Annotated in this window: 16 protein-coding genes; 12 read left to right on the top strand and 4 right to left on the bottom strand. The window is 70.6% G+C overall.

The genetic code is table 11. The features are described from left to right. Positions 1-125: 125 nt before the first annotated feature. The 3 genes from ACIOD1_RS26935 to ACIOD1_RS26925 all read right to left on the bottom strand — a co-directional run bounded on the left by ACIOD1_RS26935 (position 126) and on the right by ACIOD1_RS26925 (position 3,776). Positions 126-1,376, bottom strand: a complete 1,251-nt coding sequence (locus tag ACIOD1_RS26935; protein WP_365629817.1) for a hypothetical protein — start codon at positions 1,374-1,376, stop codon at positions 126-128. 203 nt (positions 1,377-1,579) lie between these two features. Further along, positions 1,580-2,809 carry a DUF349 domain-containing protein gene (locus tag ACIOD1_RS26930; protein ID WP_365629814.1) on the bottom strand — a complete coding sequence of 410 codons (1,230 nt, stop codon included), beginning with the start codon at positions 2,807-2,809 and terminating at the stop codon, positions 1,580-1,582. A 184-nt stretch (positions 2,810-2,993) separates the two neighbouring features. Continuing rightward, positions 2,994-3,776, bottom strand: coding sequence for a peptidylprolyl isomerase (locus ACIOD1_RS26925; protein WP_365629811.1), 783 nt, complete (start codon positions 3,774-3,776; stop codon positions 2,994-2,996). Between the two features lie 152 nt (positions 3,777-3,928). Here ACIOD1_RS26925 and ACIOD1_RS26920 point away from each other — a divergent pair, with 152 nt between their 5' ends. The 5 genes from ACIOD1_RS26920 (at position 3,929) to ACIOD1_RS26900 (ending at position 8,818) form a co-directional block, all read left to right on the top strand. Then, positions 3,929-4,639, top strand: coding sequence for an MBL fold metallo-hydrolase (locus ACIOD1_RS26920; protein WP_365629808.1), 711 nt, complete (start codon positions 3,929-3,931; stop codon positions 4,637-4,639). Positions 4,640-4,649: 10 nt separating this feature from the next. Next, positions 4,650-5,912, top strand: a complete 1,263-nt coding sequence (gene hisS, locus ACIOD1_RS26915; RefSeq protein WP_365629805.1) for a histidine--tRNA ligase — start codon at positions 4,650-4,652, stop codon at positions 5,910-5,912. 144 nt (positions 5,913-6,056) lie between these two features. After that, on the top strand, positions 6,057-6,671 hold the full coding sequence (locus tag ACIOD1_RS26910) for a vitamin K epoxide reductase family protein (protein ID WP_365629802.1): 615 nt from the start codon (positions 6,057-6,059) through the stop codon (positions 6,669-6,671). A gap of 44 nt (positions 6,672-6,715) precedes the next feature. Then, complete coding sequence (locus ACIOD1_RS26905) at positions 6,716-8,068, top strand: replication-associated recombination protein A (RefSeq protein ID WP_401905126.1); 1,353 nt, start codon at positions 6,716-6,718, stop codon at positions 8,066-8,068. Between the two features lie 39 nt (positions 8,069-8,107). Next, positions 8,108-8,818: an HNH endonuclease family protein gene (locus ACIOD1_RS26900; RefSeq protein WP_365629796.1), complete on the top strand. Its 711-nt coding sequence runs from the start codon at positions 8,108-8,110 to the stop codon at positions 8,816-8,818. Here the strand turns inward: ACIOD1_RS26900 and ACIOD1_RS26895 are convergent. Next, positions 8,812-9,492: a DUF2470 domain-containing protein gene (locus tag ACIOD1_RS26895; protein ID WP_401905124.1), complete on the bottom strand. Its 681-nt coding sequence runs from the start codon at positions 9,490-9,492 to the stop codon at positions 8,812-8,814. The two genes, ACIOD1_RS26900 and ACIOD1_RS26895, sit on opposite strands and share 7 nt — an antisense overlap. A gap of 286 nt (positions 9,493-9,778) precedes the next feature. Here ACIOD1_RS26895 and rpsD point away from each other — a divergent pair, with 286 nt between their 5' ends. The 7 genes from rpsD to ACIOD1_RS26860 all read left to right on the top strand — a co-directional run bounded on the left by rpsD (position 9,779) and on the right by ACIOD1_RS26860 (position 17,196). Beyond that, complete coding sequence (gene rpsD / locus ACIOD1_RS26890; protein WP_215033005.1) at positions 9,779-10,390, top strand: 30S ribosomal protein S4; 612 nt, start codon at positions 9,779-9,781, stop codon at positions 10,388-10,390. Positions 10,391-10,564: 174 nt separating this feature from the next. Further along, complete coding sequence (locus ACIOD1_RS26885; protein ID WP_365629789.1) at positions 10,565-10,993, top strand: DUF948 domain-containing protein; 429 nt, start codon at positions 10,565-10,567, stop codon at positions 10,991-10,993. Between the two features lie 8 nt (positions 10,994-11,001). Further along, a complete protein-coding gene (locus ACIOD1_RS26880; RefSeq protein ID WP_401905121.1) occupies positions 11,002-11,364 on the top strand; it encodes a DUF6167 family protein in 363 nt (120 codons plus the stop codon). Then, a complete protein-coding gene (gene alaS, locus ACIOD1_RS26875; protein WP_401905119.1) occupies positions 11,364-14,033 on the top strand; it encodes an alanine--tRNA ligase in 2,670 nt (889 codons plus the stop codon). Before ACIOD1_RS26880 ends, alaS begins: the two co-directional genes overlap by 1 nt. 2 nt (positions 14,034-14,035) lie before the next feature. Beyond that, positions 14,036-14,506, top strand: coding sequence for a Holliday junction resolvase RuvX (ruvX, locus tag ACIOD1_RS26870; protein ID WP_365629780.1), 471 nt, complete (start codon positions 14,036-14,038; stop codon positions 14,504-14,506). A 128-nt stretch (positions 14,507-14,634) separates the two neighbouring features. Further along, the gene (mltG, locus tag ACIOD1_RS26865; protein WP_401905116.1) at positions 14,635-16,362 is read left to right on the top strand and encodes an endolytic transglycosylase MltG; all 1,728 of its coding nucleotides are present in this window, start codon (positions 14,635-14,637) and stop codon (positions 16,360-16,362) included. A gap of 6 nt (positions 16,363-16,368) precedes the next feature. Further along, positions 16,369-17,196 (top strand): shikimate dehydrogenase, encoded by an 828-nt coding sequence (locus ACIOD1_RS26860; RefSeq protein WP_401905113.1) that lies wholly within the window; start codon positions 16,369-16,371, stop codon positions 17,194-17,196. The last annotated feature ends 44 nt before the right edge of the window (positions 17,197-17,240 follow it).

The following is a 17,240-nucleotide window of genomic DNA, read 5'->3' as shown; positions in this document are numbered from 1 at the left end:
CCGCCCGCCCGCAGGTCGGCGGGGGGGCCCCGCCCCGCGGGGTGCCCCCCCCGGGCCGGGGGGGGGGGGGCGCCCCCCCGGCGGGGGGGGGGCCCCCCCCCCCCCCGCCGGCACCGGGCGGGGGATCAGGGACAGCCCCACCAGACGAAGTTGAGGTTGCCTCCGAAGAGCGCGGAGACCACCGTCGCGGAGCCGATGATCCACAGCACCGTGCTCCGGCGAGCTCTGGCGAGCGCCAACGCGAAGGGGAACAGCAGCGGGAACGCGGGCATGATGAAGCGCATCTTCGAGAAGTAGAAGCCCGCGCCGCCCAGCGCCATCAGCATGATCATGGCGGCGAAGATCCACACGACCATCGGGGGCCGGCGCCTGCGCGTCATCAGCACGAACAGCACGAGCGAGGTGACGACGGTCAGCGAGACCACCACGTGGTTGAGGGTGGTGTGCACCTCGGTGAAGGTCTTCTTCAGCTCGTTCAGGGTGTCGAAGCCGCCGTCGTAGACGGAACCCCACCGCCGCTGGAGCTCGAAGTAGCCGTCCCAGCGGCCGAAGTGCCAGCCCACGTAGCCCACGTACCCGAACCAGCCGAGCGGGGCGATCAGCGAGGCCGTGACGATCCGGCCCACCGGGGGCCGCTGCACGCGCCGCTTGCGGCGCCACTGCACGTACTCCCAGACCCCGGCCAGGACCACGGCCGCGACGATGGCCGAACCGGACGGGCGGGTCGCCCCGGCGAAGAAGGCCAGCACACCGGCCGTCACCCAGGACTTCGTCATCACCGCGTACATCGCCCACACGGACAGGGCGAGGAAGAGCGGCTCGGTGTACGCCATCGACTGGACCATCGCGGCCGGCACGATCGCGAACAGGGCGCAGGTGAACAGCGCCACCCGGCGCCCGTAGATCTTGTCGGTGACGGCGAAGATGCCCCACGCCGCGACCACCGAGGCCAGCAGCGCCAGCCCCATCGCCACCCAGTTCATGGGCAGCCCGGTGACGTACGAGGTCCAGCGGATCATCATCGGATAGACGGGGAAGAACGCCATCTGGCAGCTCGGCCCCGCGAAGGCACAGGGCGACGGCGTGGCGATCGGGGTCGTCAGCCCGTTCTGCGCGATGTGCAGGTAGTAGACGGCGTCCCAGCGCCCGCCCAGGATCTCCAACGGCTGCACGTGCTTGCGCTGGGCCCAGAACGCCATGACGGCCAGTCCGGTCGCGCGCAGCGCGATGTGGATCAGCAGTGCCTTCCGCGCACGCTTCAGGTTGGCGAGTACGCGCCGTCCGACGCCTCGGAGTCCGGAGTCCTTCGTGCGGGGGAGCGGCTCGGCAACGAGTAGTGAGGCTGGGACATCAGCGCGTATCTGGGTATGCGTCACATTCAATCCTGGTCGTCGCCCGGCAGAAGGCCGCCGGGGCGGCACCGTACAACGGTACACAGGTGGTGGGTGCTCCCCGCGCGCACCCTGTGTTGAATCCGGGTAACAAGTAGGACGCACATCCGCGCCCCGCGCAAACGGCGGGGCGCCACCGAGTCGATCGGTGGCGCCCCGCCGGACGTACGACCGGGAAGGCCGGTGCGTCAGCCCCCGAACTCCTCCAGGCCCTTGAGTGCCTGGTCCAGCAGCGCCTGGCGGCCCTCCAGCTCGCGGGACAGCTTGTCCGCCTTGGAGTTGTTGCCCGCCGCGCGCGCGGAGTCGACCTGTCCGCGCAGCTTGTCGACGGCCGCCTGCAGCTGGCCCGTCAGACCGGCCGCACGGGCCCGCGCCTCCGGGTTCGTACGCCGCCACTCGCCCTCTTCGGTCTCCTGGATGGCCCGTTCCACCGTGTGCATCCGACCCTCGACCTTCGGGCGGGCGTCACGCGGGACGTGACCGATGGCCTCCCAGCGCTCGTTGAGCGAGCGGAACGCGGCGCGGGCCGCCTTGAGGTCCGTCACCGGGACGAGCTTCTCCGCCTCGACGGCCAGCTCCTCCTTCAGCTTCAGGTTCTCGATCTGCTCGGCGTCGCGCTCCGCGAAGACCTCGCCGCGGGCCGCGAAGAACACGTCCTGCGCACCGCGGAAGCGGTTCCACAGGTCGTCCTCGGACTCGCGCTGCGCCCGGCCGGCCGCCTTCCAGCTGTCCATCAGATCGCGGTAGCGGGCCGCGGTCGGACCCCAGTCCGTCGACTTCGACAGCGACTCGGCCTCCGCGACCAGCTTCTCCTTGGCCTTGCGGGCGTCCTCGCGCTGGGCGTCCAGCGCGGCGAAGTGCGCCTTGCGGCGCTTGGAGAAGGCGGAACGCGCGTGGGAGAAGCGGTGCCACAGCTCGTCGTCGGACTTGCGGTCGAGCCGCGGCAGGCCCTTCCAGATGTCCACGAGGGCGCGCAGCCGCTCACCGGCACTGCGCCACTGGTCGCTCTGCGCCAGCTCCTCGGCCTCGACGACCAGGGCGTCCTTGGCCCCACGGGCCTCGTCGGCCTGCTTGGCCTTCTCGACCTTGCGCTCCTCGCGCCGCGAGTCGACCGTCGCCACCAGCTTGTCGAGCCGGACGCGCAGTGCGGCGAGGTCGCCGACGGCGTGGTGCTCGTCCACCTGCGTGCGCAGGTGCTCGATGGCCGTCTGGGCGTCCTTGGCGGACAGATCGGTGGTCCGCACCCGCCGTTCGAGGAGGCCGATCTCGACCACCAGGCCCTCGTACTTGCGCTCGAAGTAGGCCAGGGCCTCCTCAGGGGTGCCCGCCTGCCACGAACCGACGACCTGCTCGCCGTCGGAAGTACGCACGTACACGGTGCCGGTCTCGTCGACTCGGCCCCACGGGTCGCTGCTCACAGCGCCTCCTCCACCTGATGCCCGTGGGGGTTCACCCCCGGGCATCGTCCACAGTTTCCTGGGGCGGGCAGCGCCCGCCCTGCACAACGCCAACATAGGCGACCGCCGGGCCGGCTGTCCGCATCCCGCACGACGGAATATCGACGTACGGGGGCGTCCGACCGGGCCCGGGCCGCGTGCCCGATCAGTTCTGGGTGACGGTGCCCTTCTCGATGGTGACCGGGGTCTTCGGGGCGCCGTCCTGCGCTCCGTCGGCCGTGCCGGCCTTGGCGACGTCCTCCAGGACCTTCAGCCCGGCGGCGTCGATCTTGCCGAACGGGGTGTAGGAGGGGGCCAGCGGGCTGTCCTTGTAGACGAGGAAGAACTGGCTGCCGCCGGAGCCGGGCTGGCCGGTGTTGGCCATCGCCACCGTGCCGGCCGGGTAGATCACCTGACCCTGCTCGTTCGGCTTGCCCAGGGCGTCCAGGTTCTCGTCCGGGATGGTGTAGCCGGGGCCGCCCATGCCGGTGCCCTCCGGGTCGCCGCACTGGAGGACGAAGATCCCGCCGGTCGTCAGGCGGTGGCACTTGGTCTTGTCGAAGAATCCCTGGTCCGCGAGGGACTTGAAGGAGTTGACGGTCTGCGGGGTCTTCGCCGCGTCCATCTCGAACTTCACGTCGCCCGCGCTCGTCTTCAGGTCGAAGGTGTACTTCGCCTTGGTGTCGATCGCCATCGCGGGCGGGGACTTCTTGGGCTTCGGCGAGGCCGAGGGGGAGGCGGAGTCCGCCGCGGGCTCCTTCGTCCCGTCCTCGCCGTCGAACACGCCGCCGACGATCAGACCGACCACAGCGGCGATCACCACGGCCGAGGCCGCGCCGATGACCGCGAGGCGCCGACGGGATTTCTGTCGGGCCTCGGCCCGCCGCTGCTGCTGGCGCTCGTACTTCTCCCTGGCGAGCTGTCGCCGACGCTGATCGCTCGTGACCACCGGGTCGTCTCCTTGTGCGTCTCTGGTACCGCTGTCCGGGCTGGGTTAGGCCGTACCGTATATGGGTTCGCTGTGTAATGAGGGGCGCCGGTAGGCTCTGATCAGCAGATTCCGATCCGCTGCCTCCCACCGGACGACGATTGAGGACGAACGTGCTGATTGCCGGGTTCCCCGCCGGGGCCTGGGGGACCAATTGCTATCTGGTCGCCCCCGCCGCAGGCGAGGAGTGCGTGATCATCGACCCCGGCCACCAGGCCACCCAGGGTGTCGAGGAGACGCTGAAGAAGCATCGGCTCAAGCCCGTCGCGGTCGTCCTGACCCACGGCCACATCGATCATGTGGCCTCGGTGGTCCCGGTCTGCGGAGCACACGACGTACCGGCCTGGATCCACCCCGAGGACCGCTACATGATGAGCGACCCGGAGAAGGCCCTCGGCCGCTCCATCGGGATGCCGCTCATGGGGGAGCTGACCGTGGGCGAGCCGGACGACGTCCGCGAGCTGACCGACGGCAGCAGCCTGAAGCTCGCCGGGATGGAGTTCTCCGTGGCGCACGCGCCCGGGCATACCAAGGGGTCGGTGACCTTCCGGATGCCCGAGGCGGCCGACGTGCCGCCGGTCTTCTTCTCGGGTGACCTGCTCTTCGCCGGCTCCATCGGACGCACCGACCTGCCCGGCGGCTCCCACGCCGAGATCCTCCAGTCGCTGGCCCGCGTGTGCCTGCCGCTGGAGGACTCGACGGTGGTGCTGTCCGGCCACGGTCCCCAGACCACCATCGGCCGTGAGCGCGCGACCAACCCGTACCTGCGGGAGGTCGCGTCCGGCCTCGGAGACGGCACCGCCGCTCCACGACGAGGAATGTGACGAGACTTCCGTGAGCACCTTCAAGGCCCCCAAGGGCACGTACGACCTGATCCCGCCCTACTCGGCCAAGTACCTGGCGGTCCGCGAGGCGATCTCCGCCCCGCTGCGCAAGGCCGGGTACGGCTACATCGAGACCCCCGGCTTCGAGGACGTGAACCTCTTCGCGCGCGGCGTCGGCGAGTCCACCGACATCGTCACCAAGGAGATGTTCACCCTCACCACCAAGGGCGGCTCGAACCTCGCCCTGCGCCCGGAGGGCACCGCCTCCGTGCTGCGCGCGGCGCTGGAGGCGAGCCTGCACAAGCAGGGCAACCTGCCGGCCAAGCTCTGGTACTCGGGCTCGTACTACCGCTACGAGCGCCCCCAGAAGGGCCGCTACCGCCACTTCTCGCAGGTCGGCGCCGAGGCGATCGGTGCCGAGGACCCGGCGCTCGACGCCGAGCTGATCATCCTGGCGGACCAGGCCTACCGCACCCTGGGCCTGCGCAACTTCCGCATCCTGCTGAACTCGCTCGGCGACAAGGAGTGCCGCCCTGTCTACCGCGAGGCGCTCCAGGCCTTCCTGAGCGGGCTCGACCTCGACGAGGAGACCGTCCGCCGCGCCGAGATCAACCCGCTGCGCGTCCTGGACGACAAGCGCCCCGAGGTGCAGAAGCAGCTGGTCGGCGCGCCCGCGCTGCGCGCATACCTGTGCGAGGCCTGCAAGGCGTACCACGAGGAGGTCCGGGCGCTGATCACGGCCGCCGGGGTCGTCTTCGAGGACGACGAGAAGCTGGTGCGCGGGCTCGACTACTACACCCGCACCACCTTCGAGTTCGTCCACGACGGCCTCGGCTCGCAGTCCGCGGTCGGCGGCGGCGGGCGCTACGACGGCCTGTCCGAGATGATCGGCGGACCGGCGCTGCCGTCGGTCGGCTGGGCGCTCGGCGTGGACCGCACCGTCCTGGCCCTGGAGGCCGAGGGCGTGGAGCTGGACATCCCGGCCGCCACCGCGGTGTTCGCGGTCGCCCTGGGCGAGGAAGCCCGCCGGGTGCTGTTCGGGAAGGTCACCGAGCTGCGTCGGGCCGGGATCGCGGCCGACTTCGCGTTCGGCGGCAAGGGCCTCAAGGGCGCCATGAAGGACGCCAACCGCTCGGGCGCCCGCTTCGCCGTCGTCGCCGGTGAGCGCGACCTCGCCGAGGGCGTCGTCCAGCTCAAGGACATGGAGGCCGGCGAGCAGACCCCGGTCGCCCTGGCCGACCTGATCACCGAGGTCCAGGCCCGCCTGGCCTGACGCCCGTGCCCGGAGGGCGGGCCGGGGACATCACGTCCCCGGCCCGCCCTCCGTCGTCCTTATCCCTTTCGAACGGTGGACGAGGGGGCCCGTACGGCACAATGGCCCGTGCTTGATGACCTTGCAGATGTGGAGCGGGCGGTTATGACGACTACAGGCGCCGGCGCGGACACCGCTCCGCGTACCTTCGGCGGCAGCCGGGCCCTGGCCCTGCTCCTCGTGATCACCGGAGCGGCGGGACTGCTCGCCGCGTGGGTGATCACCATCGACAAGTTCAAGCTGCTGGAGGACCCGAACTTCACGCCGGGGTGCAGCCTCAACCCGATCGTCTCCTGCGGCAACATCATGAAGAGCGAGCAGGCCTCCGCCTTCGGGTTCCCCAACCCGATGATGGGCCTCGTCGCCTACGGGATCGTGGTCTGCGTCGGGATGAGCCTGCTCGCCGGCGCCCGCTTCCGCCCCTGGTACTGGCTGACCCTGAACGCGGGCACCCTCTTCGGCGTCGTGTTCTGCGCCTGGCTGACCTACCAGTCCCTCTACAACATCAACTCGCTGTGCCTGTGGTGCTGCCTGGCCTGGGTCGCCACCATCGTCATGTTCTGGTACGTCACCGCGCACAACGTGCGCCAGGGGCTGCTGCCCGCCCCCGGTTGGCTCCGGAGCTTCTTCGACGAGTTCACCTGGGTGCTGCCCGTCCTGCACGTCGGGATCATCGGCATGCTGATCCTGACCCGCTGGTGGGACTTCTGGACCTCCTGAGCCGCCCGGCCCGCACTGTCAGCGGCCTCGCATAGGCTTTCGGTGTGGAACCAGACCTCTTCACCGCAGCTGCCGAGGACCGGCGGGAGAAGGACCCCGCGAGCTCCCCGCTCGCCGTCCGGATGCGCCCGCGCACCCTGGACGAGGTGGTCGGCCAGCAGCACCTCCTGAAACCGGGCTCGCCCCTGCGCCGTCTGGTGGAGGAGGGTGACGGCGGACCGGCCGGCGCCTCCTCGGTGATCCTCTGGGGCCCGCCCGGCATCGGCAAGACCACCCTCGCCTACGTGGTCAGCCAGGCCACCCGCAAGCGGTTCGTGGAACTGTCCGCGATCACGGCGGGGGTCAAGGAGGTCCGGGCCGTCATCGAGGGCGCCAAGCGCGCCGCCGGCGGGTACGGCAAGGAGACCGTCCTCTTCCTCGACGAGATCCACCGCTTCAGCAAGGCCCAGCAGGACTCCCTGCTGCCGGCCGTCGAGAACCGCTGGGTCACCCTGATCGCCGCGACCACCGAGAACCCGTACTTCTCGATCATCTCCCCGCTGCTGTCGCGCTCCCTCCTGCTCACCCTGGAACCGCTGACCGACGAGGACCTCAGCGCCCTCATGCGGCGGGCGCTCACCGAGGAACGCGGACTCGGGGGAGCCGTCACCCTGCCCGCCGACGCCGAGGCGCACCTGCTGCGGATCGCCGGCGGCGACGCCCGCAGGGCACTGACCGCCCTGGAGGCCGGCGCCGGCTCGGCCATCGCCCAAGGCGAGGGAGAGATCACCCTCCAAACCGTGGAGGAGGCCGTGGACCGCGCGGCGGTCCGCTACGACAGGGACGGCGACCAGCACTACGACGTGGCCAGCGCCCTCATCAAGTCGATCCGGGGCTCCGACGTGGACGCGGCCCTGCACTACCTGGCCCGGATGATCGACGCGGGGGAGGACCCCCGGTTCATCGCCCGCCGCCTGATGATCTCCGCGAGCGAGGACATCGGCCTGGCCGACCCCTCGGCCCTGCCCCTCGCCGTGGCCGCCGCCCAGGCCGTGGCCATGATCGGCTTCCCGGAAGCCGCCCTGACCCTCTCGCACGCCACCATCGCCCTGGCGCTGGCCCCCAAGTCGAACACCGCCACGACCGCGATCGGGGCCGCGCTGGCCGACGTACGCGCCGGCCTGGTCGGGACCGTGCCGACGCACCTGCGCGACGGTCACTACAAGGGGGCGGCCAAGCTCGGCCACGCGGTCGGGTACGTGTACCCGCACGACGTCCCCGGAGCCATCGCCGCCCAGCAGTACGCGCCGGACGAGATCCACGGCAAGCGGTACTACGAGCCCACCCGCTACGGGGCCGAGGCCCGCTACGCCGACGTGGTGGACAAGGTCCGCGAACGCCTGCGCGGCGGGTCCTGACCCGGCGGGGATGACGGGACAGCCCTTAGGCTCCCTCGCATGCGACACCGGGCCCCGCTCCTCGCCGTGACCGCCGCGCTGCTGCTCGCCGGCTGCCACCACGAGGACGCGGAAGGGGCCCGGGCGAGCGCGGCGGCGCTGGTCGCCGGGGTCCCGCTCGCGAGCCCGGGCTTCCCCCCGACCGCCGCCACCGCCGGGAAGCAACTGGGCGGGCTCCCGGTGGAGTGGGGCAAGAACTGGGAGACGTACAAGCGGGAGAACTTCGGCAGGTACTGGTCGGACGAGACCGACGCCATCGGCGGGCGCAACGGCTGCGACACCCGCGACGACGTACTGCGCCGGGACCTGAGCGAGCTGCGGGAGGGCGACCGCAACCCCTGCGTGGTGGTGTCCGGGGTGCTCCACGATCCGTACACCGGCAAGCAGCTCCCCTATTCCTACCGGCGCGCCTCGCAGATCCAGACCGACCACGTCGTGGCCCTGGGCGCCGCCTGGCGGGGCGGCGCGTACGCGTGGACCCCGCAGCGCAGGCTGGAGTACGCCAACGACCTCGACGTGCTGCTCGCCGCGGACAAGCAGACCAACTACGACAAGGGCAGCAAGACCGCCGACAAGTGGCGGCCGCCCCGTCGGGCGTACTGGTGCGAGTACGGGCGCCGCTACACCGGGATCAAGGCCAAGTACGGACTCTCGGTGACCCCGCCGGAGAAGCTCGCCCTCGGGGAACTGCTCGCCGACTGCCCTCAGTGAGAGGCGGCGGCGAACAGGTGGTGCATCGCCCGGCGCAGGCCGCAGACGTCCGCCACCGGCTCGGGGAAGTCGAAGCGGGCGTCGAAGGGGGCGCTGCCCGGGCCCTCGGTGAAGCGCACCCGCAGTCCGAGCCGGTCCAGCGCCAGCGGTACCGCCGTCATCCCGGCGCTCGCCCGGGCGCCGAGCAGCCCGCACAGGTCGGCGACCCGGTCGGCGTGGGCGGCGTTCAGATGCTGGAGCAGCTCGGCCTCGTGGGCGGTCATCGGGTCGGGCTCGGCTCCGGCGAGGTGGTCCGGGTCCACGGACTCCGAGCCCCACAGGTCCTCCACCCGGATCTCGCCGACCTCCAGGCGCAGCATCATCCAGGCGGGACGGCCGCTGTGGGGGGCGTCCAGGGACTCGGACATCCCCAGCAGCTCGCCCACGGGCCGGCGCTCGGCGAGCAGCGCGGCGCAGCCGGCGCGGTCGTCCCCGCGCACCGGGGTCAGCCACCCGGTCAGCCGGGCGAGGCCTCGGATACGATGGGGCACGGACACCGGCGCCACGTCCGTGATCTCGATCACGGCGGTGAGGTCGTCGTCCTGGGCGTGAGCGGCGGCCCTGGCTGCCGCGGATTCCCCGGAAACAAGGAGAATCACGTCCCCGTCCGGGGTGACGGTCCGTGTGACCGGCACTCCTGCCCCGAACTCGTCGGGCTCGTGCGTGTCACGAGCATCCGGCAGGGTGAGGGATACTGAGGCGTTGGACTCTACGAGGGTTCGTACGCGTTCGGCTCCGGTGAGCTGCCGAACGCCTTCCCTGGGACGCGGCTGACCTTGCCTACCGTCGTCGAAAGCAGATCCTGTTTCGTTTGGATCTGAACTTCGATGCGCACTGGGCAGGGGGATCCCATGTGGTCGAGACATTACGTCCTCCTCGCTAAGGTAAGCCTCACCTAACTTACATGGAGGTAGGTTCCACGTGAACCAGAAGCGACCCAAGGTCAAGAAGTCGCGTGCCCTCGGCATTGCGCTGACCCCGAAGGCCGTCAAGTACTTCGAGGCCCGCCCCTACCCGCCGGGCGAGCACGGCCGTGGCCGCAAGCAGAACTCGGACTACAAGGTTCGTCTGCTGGAGAAGCAGCGTCTGCGCGCGCAGTACGACATCTCCGAGCGCCAGATGGCCCGCGCGTATGACCGCGCCAAGAAGGCCGAAGGCAAGACGGGCGAGGCGCTGGTCGTCGAGCTCGAGCGTCGCCTCGACGCCCTGGTCCTGCGTTCGGGCATCGCCCGCACCATCTACCAGGCGCGCCAGATGGTCGTTCACGGCCACATCGAGGTCAACGGCGACAAGGTCGACAAGCCGTCGTTCCGCGTCCGTCCGGACGACGTCATCACGGTGCGCGAGCGCAGCCGCGAGAAGGTTCCGTTCCAGGTTGCCCGCGAGGGTGGCTACGCGGGTGAGGGCGAGACCGTCCGTTACCTGCAGGTCAACCTGAAGGCCCTGGCCTTCCGCCTGGACCGCGACCCGAACCGCAAGGAAATCCCGGTCATCTGCGACGAGCAGCTCGTCGTCGAGTACTACGCCCGCTGATCATCCGGCAGACGTAGCCCTCACAGGCTGGTGTCAGCCCGCCGTCCCCTCCGGGGGGCGGCGGGTTTTCCCGTTTCGCCCCCCGGAATTCCGGTTCTGCGGCCGATGCCCGGCGCGATAGGGTCGGAGCAGAGTTTTCTCCGTAGATCTTCTAGGTTCAGGGAGCGGTGCAACGTGACCGGTGGAGAAGTGGCCGGGATCCTCGTGGCCGTCTTCTGGGCCATCCTGGTCTCCTTCCTCGCCGTGGTGCTGGTGAGGCTCGCCCAGGTGCTCAAGGCGACCACCAGACTGGTGGCCGAGGTCACCGAGCAGGCCGTCCCGCTGTTGGCGGACGCCTCGACCACGGTGCGCTCCGCGCGCACCCAGCTCGACCGCGTCGACGCCATCGCGAGCGACGTCCAGGAGGTCACCTCCAACGCCTCCGCGCTCTCCTCCACCGTGGCCTCCACCTTCGGCGGCCCGCTGGTCAAGGTCGCGGCCTTCGGCTACGGCGTGCGCAAGGCGCTGGGCCGGACACAGGACGCACCCCCCAAGACATCCCGGCGAACCGTCGTCGTCGGCCGTACGGTGCCGGCCGCCCGGCGCCGGAACCGAAAGGGCTGAGACCTCCGATGTTCCGCCGAGCCTTCTGGTTCACCGCAGGCGCCGCAGCCGGCGTGTGGGCCACCACCAAGGTCAACCGTCAGCTCAAGAAGCTGACCCCGGAGAGCCTCGCCGTGCAGGCCGCCGACAAGGCCGTCGAAGCCGGCCACCGCCTCAAGGACTTCGCCCTCGACGTCAAGGCGGGAATGACGCAGCGCGAGGACGAGCTGAACGACGTACTGGGTCTCACCCAGGACCCCGACCGCCCCGACAACGTCACCGCCCTTCCCGGGCCGCGCCGACTGCGGGCGATCGAGCACGACCCGAACGACCAGACCACCCCCCGCACGAACCGCTCGGCGGTTACGTACAACCGGAATGAGGACCACTGATGGAGTCGGCAGAAATCCGCCGCCGCTGGCTGAGCTTCTTCGAGGAGCGCGGTCACGCCGTTGTCCCTTCGGCGTCGCTCATCGCGGACGACCCGACTCTGCTGCTGGTCAACGCGGGCATGGTCCCGTTCAAGCCGTACTTCCTCGGTGAGACCAAGCCTCCGGCTCCGCGCGCCACGAGCGTGCAGAAGTGCGTCCGTACGCCGGACATCGAAGAGGTCGGCAAGACCACCCGCCACGGCACGTTCTTCCAGATGTGCGGCAACTTCTCCTTCGGGGACTACTTCAAGGAAGGCGCCATCAAGTACGCCTGGGAGCTGCTCACCAGCTCCGTGGCGGACGGTGGCTACGGCCTGGAGCCCGAGAAGCTCTGGATCACGGTCTACCTCGACGACGACGAGGCCGAGCGGATCTGGCGCGAGGTCATCGGCGTGCCCGCCGAGCGCATCCAGCGCCTGGGCAAGAAGGACAACTTCTGGTCCATGGGCGTCCCCGGCCCCTGCGGCCCGTGCTCGGAGATCAACTACGACCGCGGCCCGGAGTTCGGCATCGAGGGCGGCCCCGCCGCCAACGACGAGCGCTACGTGGAGATCTGGAACCTGGTCTTCATGCAGTACGAGCGCGGCGCGGGCGACGGGAAGGAAGACTTCCCGATCCTCGGTGACCTGCCCTCGCAGAACATCGACACCGGCCTCGGCCTCGAGCGCCTCGCGATGATCCTGCAGGGCGTGCAGAACATGTACGAGACCGACACCCTGCGCGTGGTCATGGACAAGGCCACCGAGCTGACCGGTGTCCAGTACGGCGCCGCCCAGGGCACCGACGTCTCGATGCGCGTGGTCGCCGACCACATCCGCACCTCCGTCATGCTCATCGGCGACGGAGTCACCCCCGGCAACGAGGGTCGCGGCTACGTATTGCGACGCATCATGCGCCGCGCCATCCGCAACATGCGCCTCATGGGCGCCACCGGCCCGGTCGTCCAGGACCTCGTGGACGTCGTGATCGGCACGATGGGGCAGCAGTACCCGGAGCTGGTCACCGACCGCAAGCGCATCGAGACCGTCGCGCTCGCCGAAGAGGCCGCCTTCGTGAAGGCCCTCAAGGGCGGCACGAACATCCTTGACACCGCCGTCAGCGAGACCAAGGCCGGCGGCGGCACCGTCCTCTCCGGCGACAAGGCGTTCCTGCTCCACGACACCTGGGGCTTCCCGATCGACCTCACCCTGGAGATGGCCGCCGAGCAGGGCCTCGCCGTGGACGAGCCCGGCTTCCGCCGCCTGATGCAGGAGCAGCGCGACCGGGCCAAGGCCGACGCCAGGGCCAAGAAGACCGGCCACGCGGACATGTCCGCCTACCGGGCCATCGCCGACGGCTCCGGCGCCACCGAGTTCACCGGCTACGCCACCACCCAGGGCGAGTCCACCATCGTCGGCCTCCTGGCCAACGGCGTCTCCGCGCCCGCCGCCTCCGAGGGCGACGAGGTCGAGGTCGTCCTCGACCGCACCCCCTTCTACGCCGAGGGCGGCGGCCAGCTCGCCGACCAGGGCCGCATCAAGCTCGACTCGGGCGCCGTCATCGTCGTCCGCGACGTCCAGCAGCCCGTCCCCGGTGTCTCCGTGCACAAGGGCGTCGTCCAGGTCGGCGAGGTGACGGTGGGCGCCTCCGCGTACGCCGCCATCGACATCAACCGCCGCCGGGCCATCGCCCGCGCCCACTCGGCCACGCACCTGACCCACCAGGCGCTGCGCGACGCCCTCGGCCCGACGGCCGCCCAGGCCGGCTCCGAGAACAGCCCCGGCCGCTTCCGCTTCGACTTCGGCTCCCCGAACGCCGTCCCCGGCACGGTCCTCACCGACGTCGAGCAGAAGATCAACGACGTGCTCTCGCGCGAGCTCGACGTCACCGCCGAGATCATGAGCATCGACGAGGCGAAGAAGCAGGGCGCCATCGCCGAGTTCGGCGAGAAGTACGGCGAGCGCGTGCGCGTCGTGACCATCGGCGACTTCTCCAAGGAGCTGTGCGGCGGCACGCACGTCGGCAACACCGCCCAGCTCGGCCTGGTCAAGCTGCTCGGCGAGTCCTCCATCGGCTCCGGCGTGCGCCGCGTCGAGGCCCTGGTGGGCGTGGACGCGTACAACTTCCTCGCCAAGGAGCACACGGTCGTCGCCCAGCTCCAGGAGCTGGTCAAGGGCCGCCCCGAGGAGCTGCCGGAGAAGATCGCCTCCATGCTCGGCAAGCTGAAGGACGCCGAGAAGGAGATCGAGAAGTTCCGCGCGGAGAAGGTCCTCCAGGCCGCCGCCGGTCTCGCCGCCGGCGCCCAGGACATCCGCGGCGTCGCCCTCGTCGTGGGCACCGTCCCGGACGGCACCGGCGCCGACGACCTGCGCAAGCTGGTCCTCGACGTCCGCGGGCGCATCCAGGGGGACCGTCCCGTCGTCGTGGCCCTCTTCACCACGGCCAACGGCCGCCCGCTGACCGTCATCGCCACCAACGAGGCCGCCCGCGAGCGCGGCCTCAAGGCCGGCGACCTGGTCCGCACCGCCGCCAAGACCCTCGGTGGTGGCGGCGGCGGCAAGCCGGACGTCGCCCAGGGCGGTGGCCAGAACCCGGCCGCCGTGCCCGAGGCCATCGCCGCGGTCGAACGCCTCGTCGTCGAGACGGTCTGACGATGACGCTGCGCCGCGGTCGCCGACTGGCCATCGACGTGGGCGACGCCCGGATCGGGGTCGCCTCCTGCGACCCCGACGGGGTGCTGGCCACACCGGTGGAGACCGTCCCGGGACGGGACATCCCCTTCGCCCACCGGCGGCTGCGGCAGCTCGTCGCGGAGTACGAGCCCCTCGAAGTCGTGGTCGGCCTCCCCCGCTCGCTCAGCGGGCGGGAGGGGCCGGCCGCGGCCAAGGTGCGGGTCTTCGCCAACGAGCTGGCCAAGGGCATCAAGCCGGTGACGGTCCGTCTGGTCGACGAGCGGATGACCACGGTCACCGCCGCCCAGGGCCTGCGGGCCGCGGGGAAGAACGCGAAGAAGGGCCGCTCGGTCATCGACCAGGCAGCCGCGATCGTCATCTTGCAGAACGCCCTGGAGACCGAACGGGTATCAGGTAATCCGCCCGGTGAGTGCGTCGAAGTGGTTGTCTGATCGCGATACGGTAACGTTCCGCGCGATGAGACGGCATTCGAACAGCCGTCGCCCACCACTAAAGAGGCGGCACCGGGTGTCGCGGCCGAGAGAGGCCGTGGCCTTCGTCTCGCGGCTCTAGGGGACCGATGACCGAGTATGGCCGGGGCGGTGGCTCCGAACCGTGGCACCCCGAGGACCCCCTCTACGGGGACCAGGGATGGGCCGCGCCCCAGACCCAGCAGGGCCAGGTGCCTTACGGCGTCGACCCGCTCCAGCAGCAGTACCCGCAGGAGCCGCAGTACGGCCAGGCCCCTCCGCAGGATCCGCAGTACGCGCAGGCGCAGCAGCAGCAACAGCAGCAGTACGTGCAGCAGCAGCAGCACCAGCAGTACGTGCAGCAGCAGTACGCGGAGCAGCAGGGGTACGCCCAGCACCCCCAACAGCAGCCGATGTACGACACCCAGGGGCAGCTCTGGGTGCCGGCGCCCGACCAGGTCCCCTACATGGCCGCCGTCCAGGCGGACCCGTACGCGGGCTCCGAGCCGTACGCCCAACAGCCCCTCGCGGGCTACCAGGGCGAGGCCCCCGACCTGTACCCGACGGCGGACGCCTATCCGCCGCCGACCCCGCCCGGCCTGCGCCACCTGGAGCCGGACCCGGTCGAGGAGCCCCTGGACGAGGAGCCCGAGGAGTCCTTCCTCGCGACGGGCGGCCGGGGCTCGGACGACGGCGACGAGCCCGGCGGCCGCGGTGGCCGGCGGGCGGGCCGCGGCAAGGGCGGCAAACCCAGACGCAAGGGCCCCAACTGCCTGATCGCCGCGGTCGTCGTCATGGCCGTGCTCGGCGGTGGCGGTTACTACGGCTACTCGTACATCAAGGAGCGGTTCGCCTCGGCCGAGGACTTCGCGGGCGAGGGCTCGGACGAGTCCGTCGAGGTGGAGATCCCCAAGAACGCGGGCCTCGGCCAGATGGGTCGCATCCTCAAGGGCGCCGGCGTGGTCGCGAGCGCCCAGTCCTTCGTGGACGCGGCGACCGCCAACCCCAAGGGCAAGTCGATCCAGCCCGGCGTCTACACGCTGAAGAAGAAGATGTCCGCGCGAGCGGCCGTCGAGGTGATGATCGACCCCACCAAGCTCAACGTCCTCACCGTCCCCGAGGGCTGGCGCAACGCCCAGATCTACGCGGCGATCGACAAGAAGCTCGGCAAGCAGGAGGGCACCACGCTGGACATCGCCAAGCGTGAGGCCAAGAACTTCGGTCTGCCGGCCTGGGCGAACAACGACCCGAAGATCATGGACCCGCTCGAAGGCTTCCTGTACCCGACGCGCTACGACCTGAGCAAGGACAGCACCCCCGAGTCGCTGCTCAAGCAGATGGTCAAGAACGCCTCGGACAAGTACGCGGAGCTCGGGGTCGAGGCCAAGGCCAAGAACATGGGCCTGGAGAACCCGCTCCAGGTGATCACGATCGCGAGTCTCGTCAACGCCGAGGGCAAGAACCACGACGACTTCCGGAAGATGGCGGAGGTGGTCTACAACCGCCTCAAGAAGACCAACGACGTCACGAACCAGAAGCTCCAGTTCGACTCGACGTACAACTACGTGAAGAACCAGAGCGAGATCAACTTCAACCTCAAGGAAGCGCAGGGGTTCGACCACCCCTACAACACGCACTTCGTGAAGGGGCTGCCGCCCGGCCCGATCGCCAACCCGAGTGCGGACGCGGTGACCGCTACGCTCAACCCGGACCACGGCGGTTGGATGTTCTTCGTGTCGGTCGACGGTGACAAGACGACCTTCACCAAGACCTACGAGGAGCACCAGAAGCTCGCCGACGAGTTCCAGGCACGGCAGAAGCAGAAGAACGGCGGGTAGCAGTACATGTCACGGATACGGGCCGCGGTGTTGGGTTCGCCCATCGAGCACTCCCTCTCACCGGTGCTGCACCGCGCCGCCTACCGGGAGCTAGGCCTCGACGACTGGTCCTACGACCGGTTCGAGATCGACGAGGCCGCGCTCCCCGGGTTCGTGGCGGGGCTCGGCCCGGAGTGGGCCGGGCTCTCGCTGACGATGCCGCTCAAGCGGGCGGTCATCCCGCTGCTCGACGGCGTCAGCGACACCGCCGCCTCGGTGGAGGCGGTCAACACGGTCGTCCTCACCGAGGACGGCCGCCGCCTCGGCGACAACACCGACATCCCCGGCATCGTCGCGGCCCTGCACGAGCGCGGGGTCGAGAAGGTGGCCTCCGCCGCCATCCTCGGTGCCGGGGCCACCGCCTCGTCGGCGCTCGCCGCGCTCGCGCGGATCTGCACCGGCGAGGTCACCGCGTACGTACGCTCGCGCGCCCGGGCCGACGAGATGCGGGAGTGGGGCGAGCGGCTCGGCGTCCCCGTCCGCACCGCCGACTGGTCGCGGGCGGCCGGGGCCCTGACCGCCCCCTTGGTCATCGCCACCACCCCGGCCGGCGCCACGGACGCCCTCGCCGGCGCCGTGCCCGAGGCGCCCGGCACCCTCTTCGACGTGCTCTACGACCCCTGGCCCACCGCACTGGCCGCCGCCTGGTCGGGCCGCGGTGGCGCACTGGTGGGCGGGCTGGACCTCCTGGTCCACCAGGCCGTGCTCCAGGTCGAACAGATGACGGGCCGCACCCCGGGCCCCCTGACCGCCATGCGCGCCGCCGGCGAGGCGGCCCTCGCGGCCCGGCACTGAACGCACCGTCGTCTAAGATCGTTTCCTGCGATTCCAAGCGTGAG

Source organism: Streptomyces sp. NPDC088097, assembly GCF_044741845.1.
GTDB lineage: Bacteria > Actinomycetota > Actinomycetes > Streptomycetales > Streptomycetaceae > Streptomyces.
The sequence above is the reverse complement of the archived record's forward strand: the minus strand, read 5'-3'. Positions and strand labels throughout refer to the sequence as shown.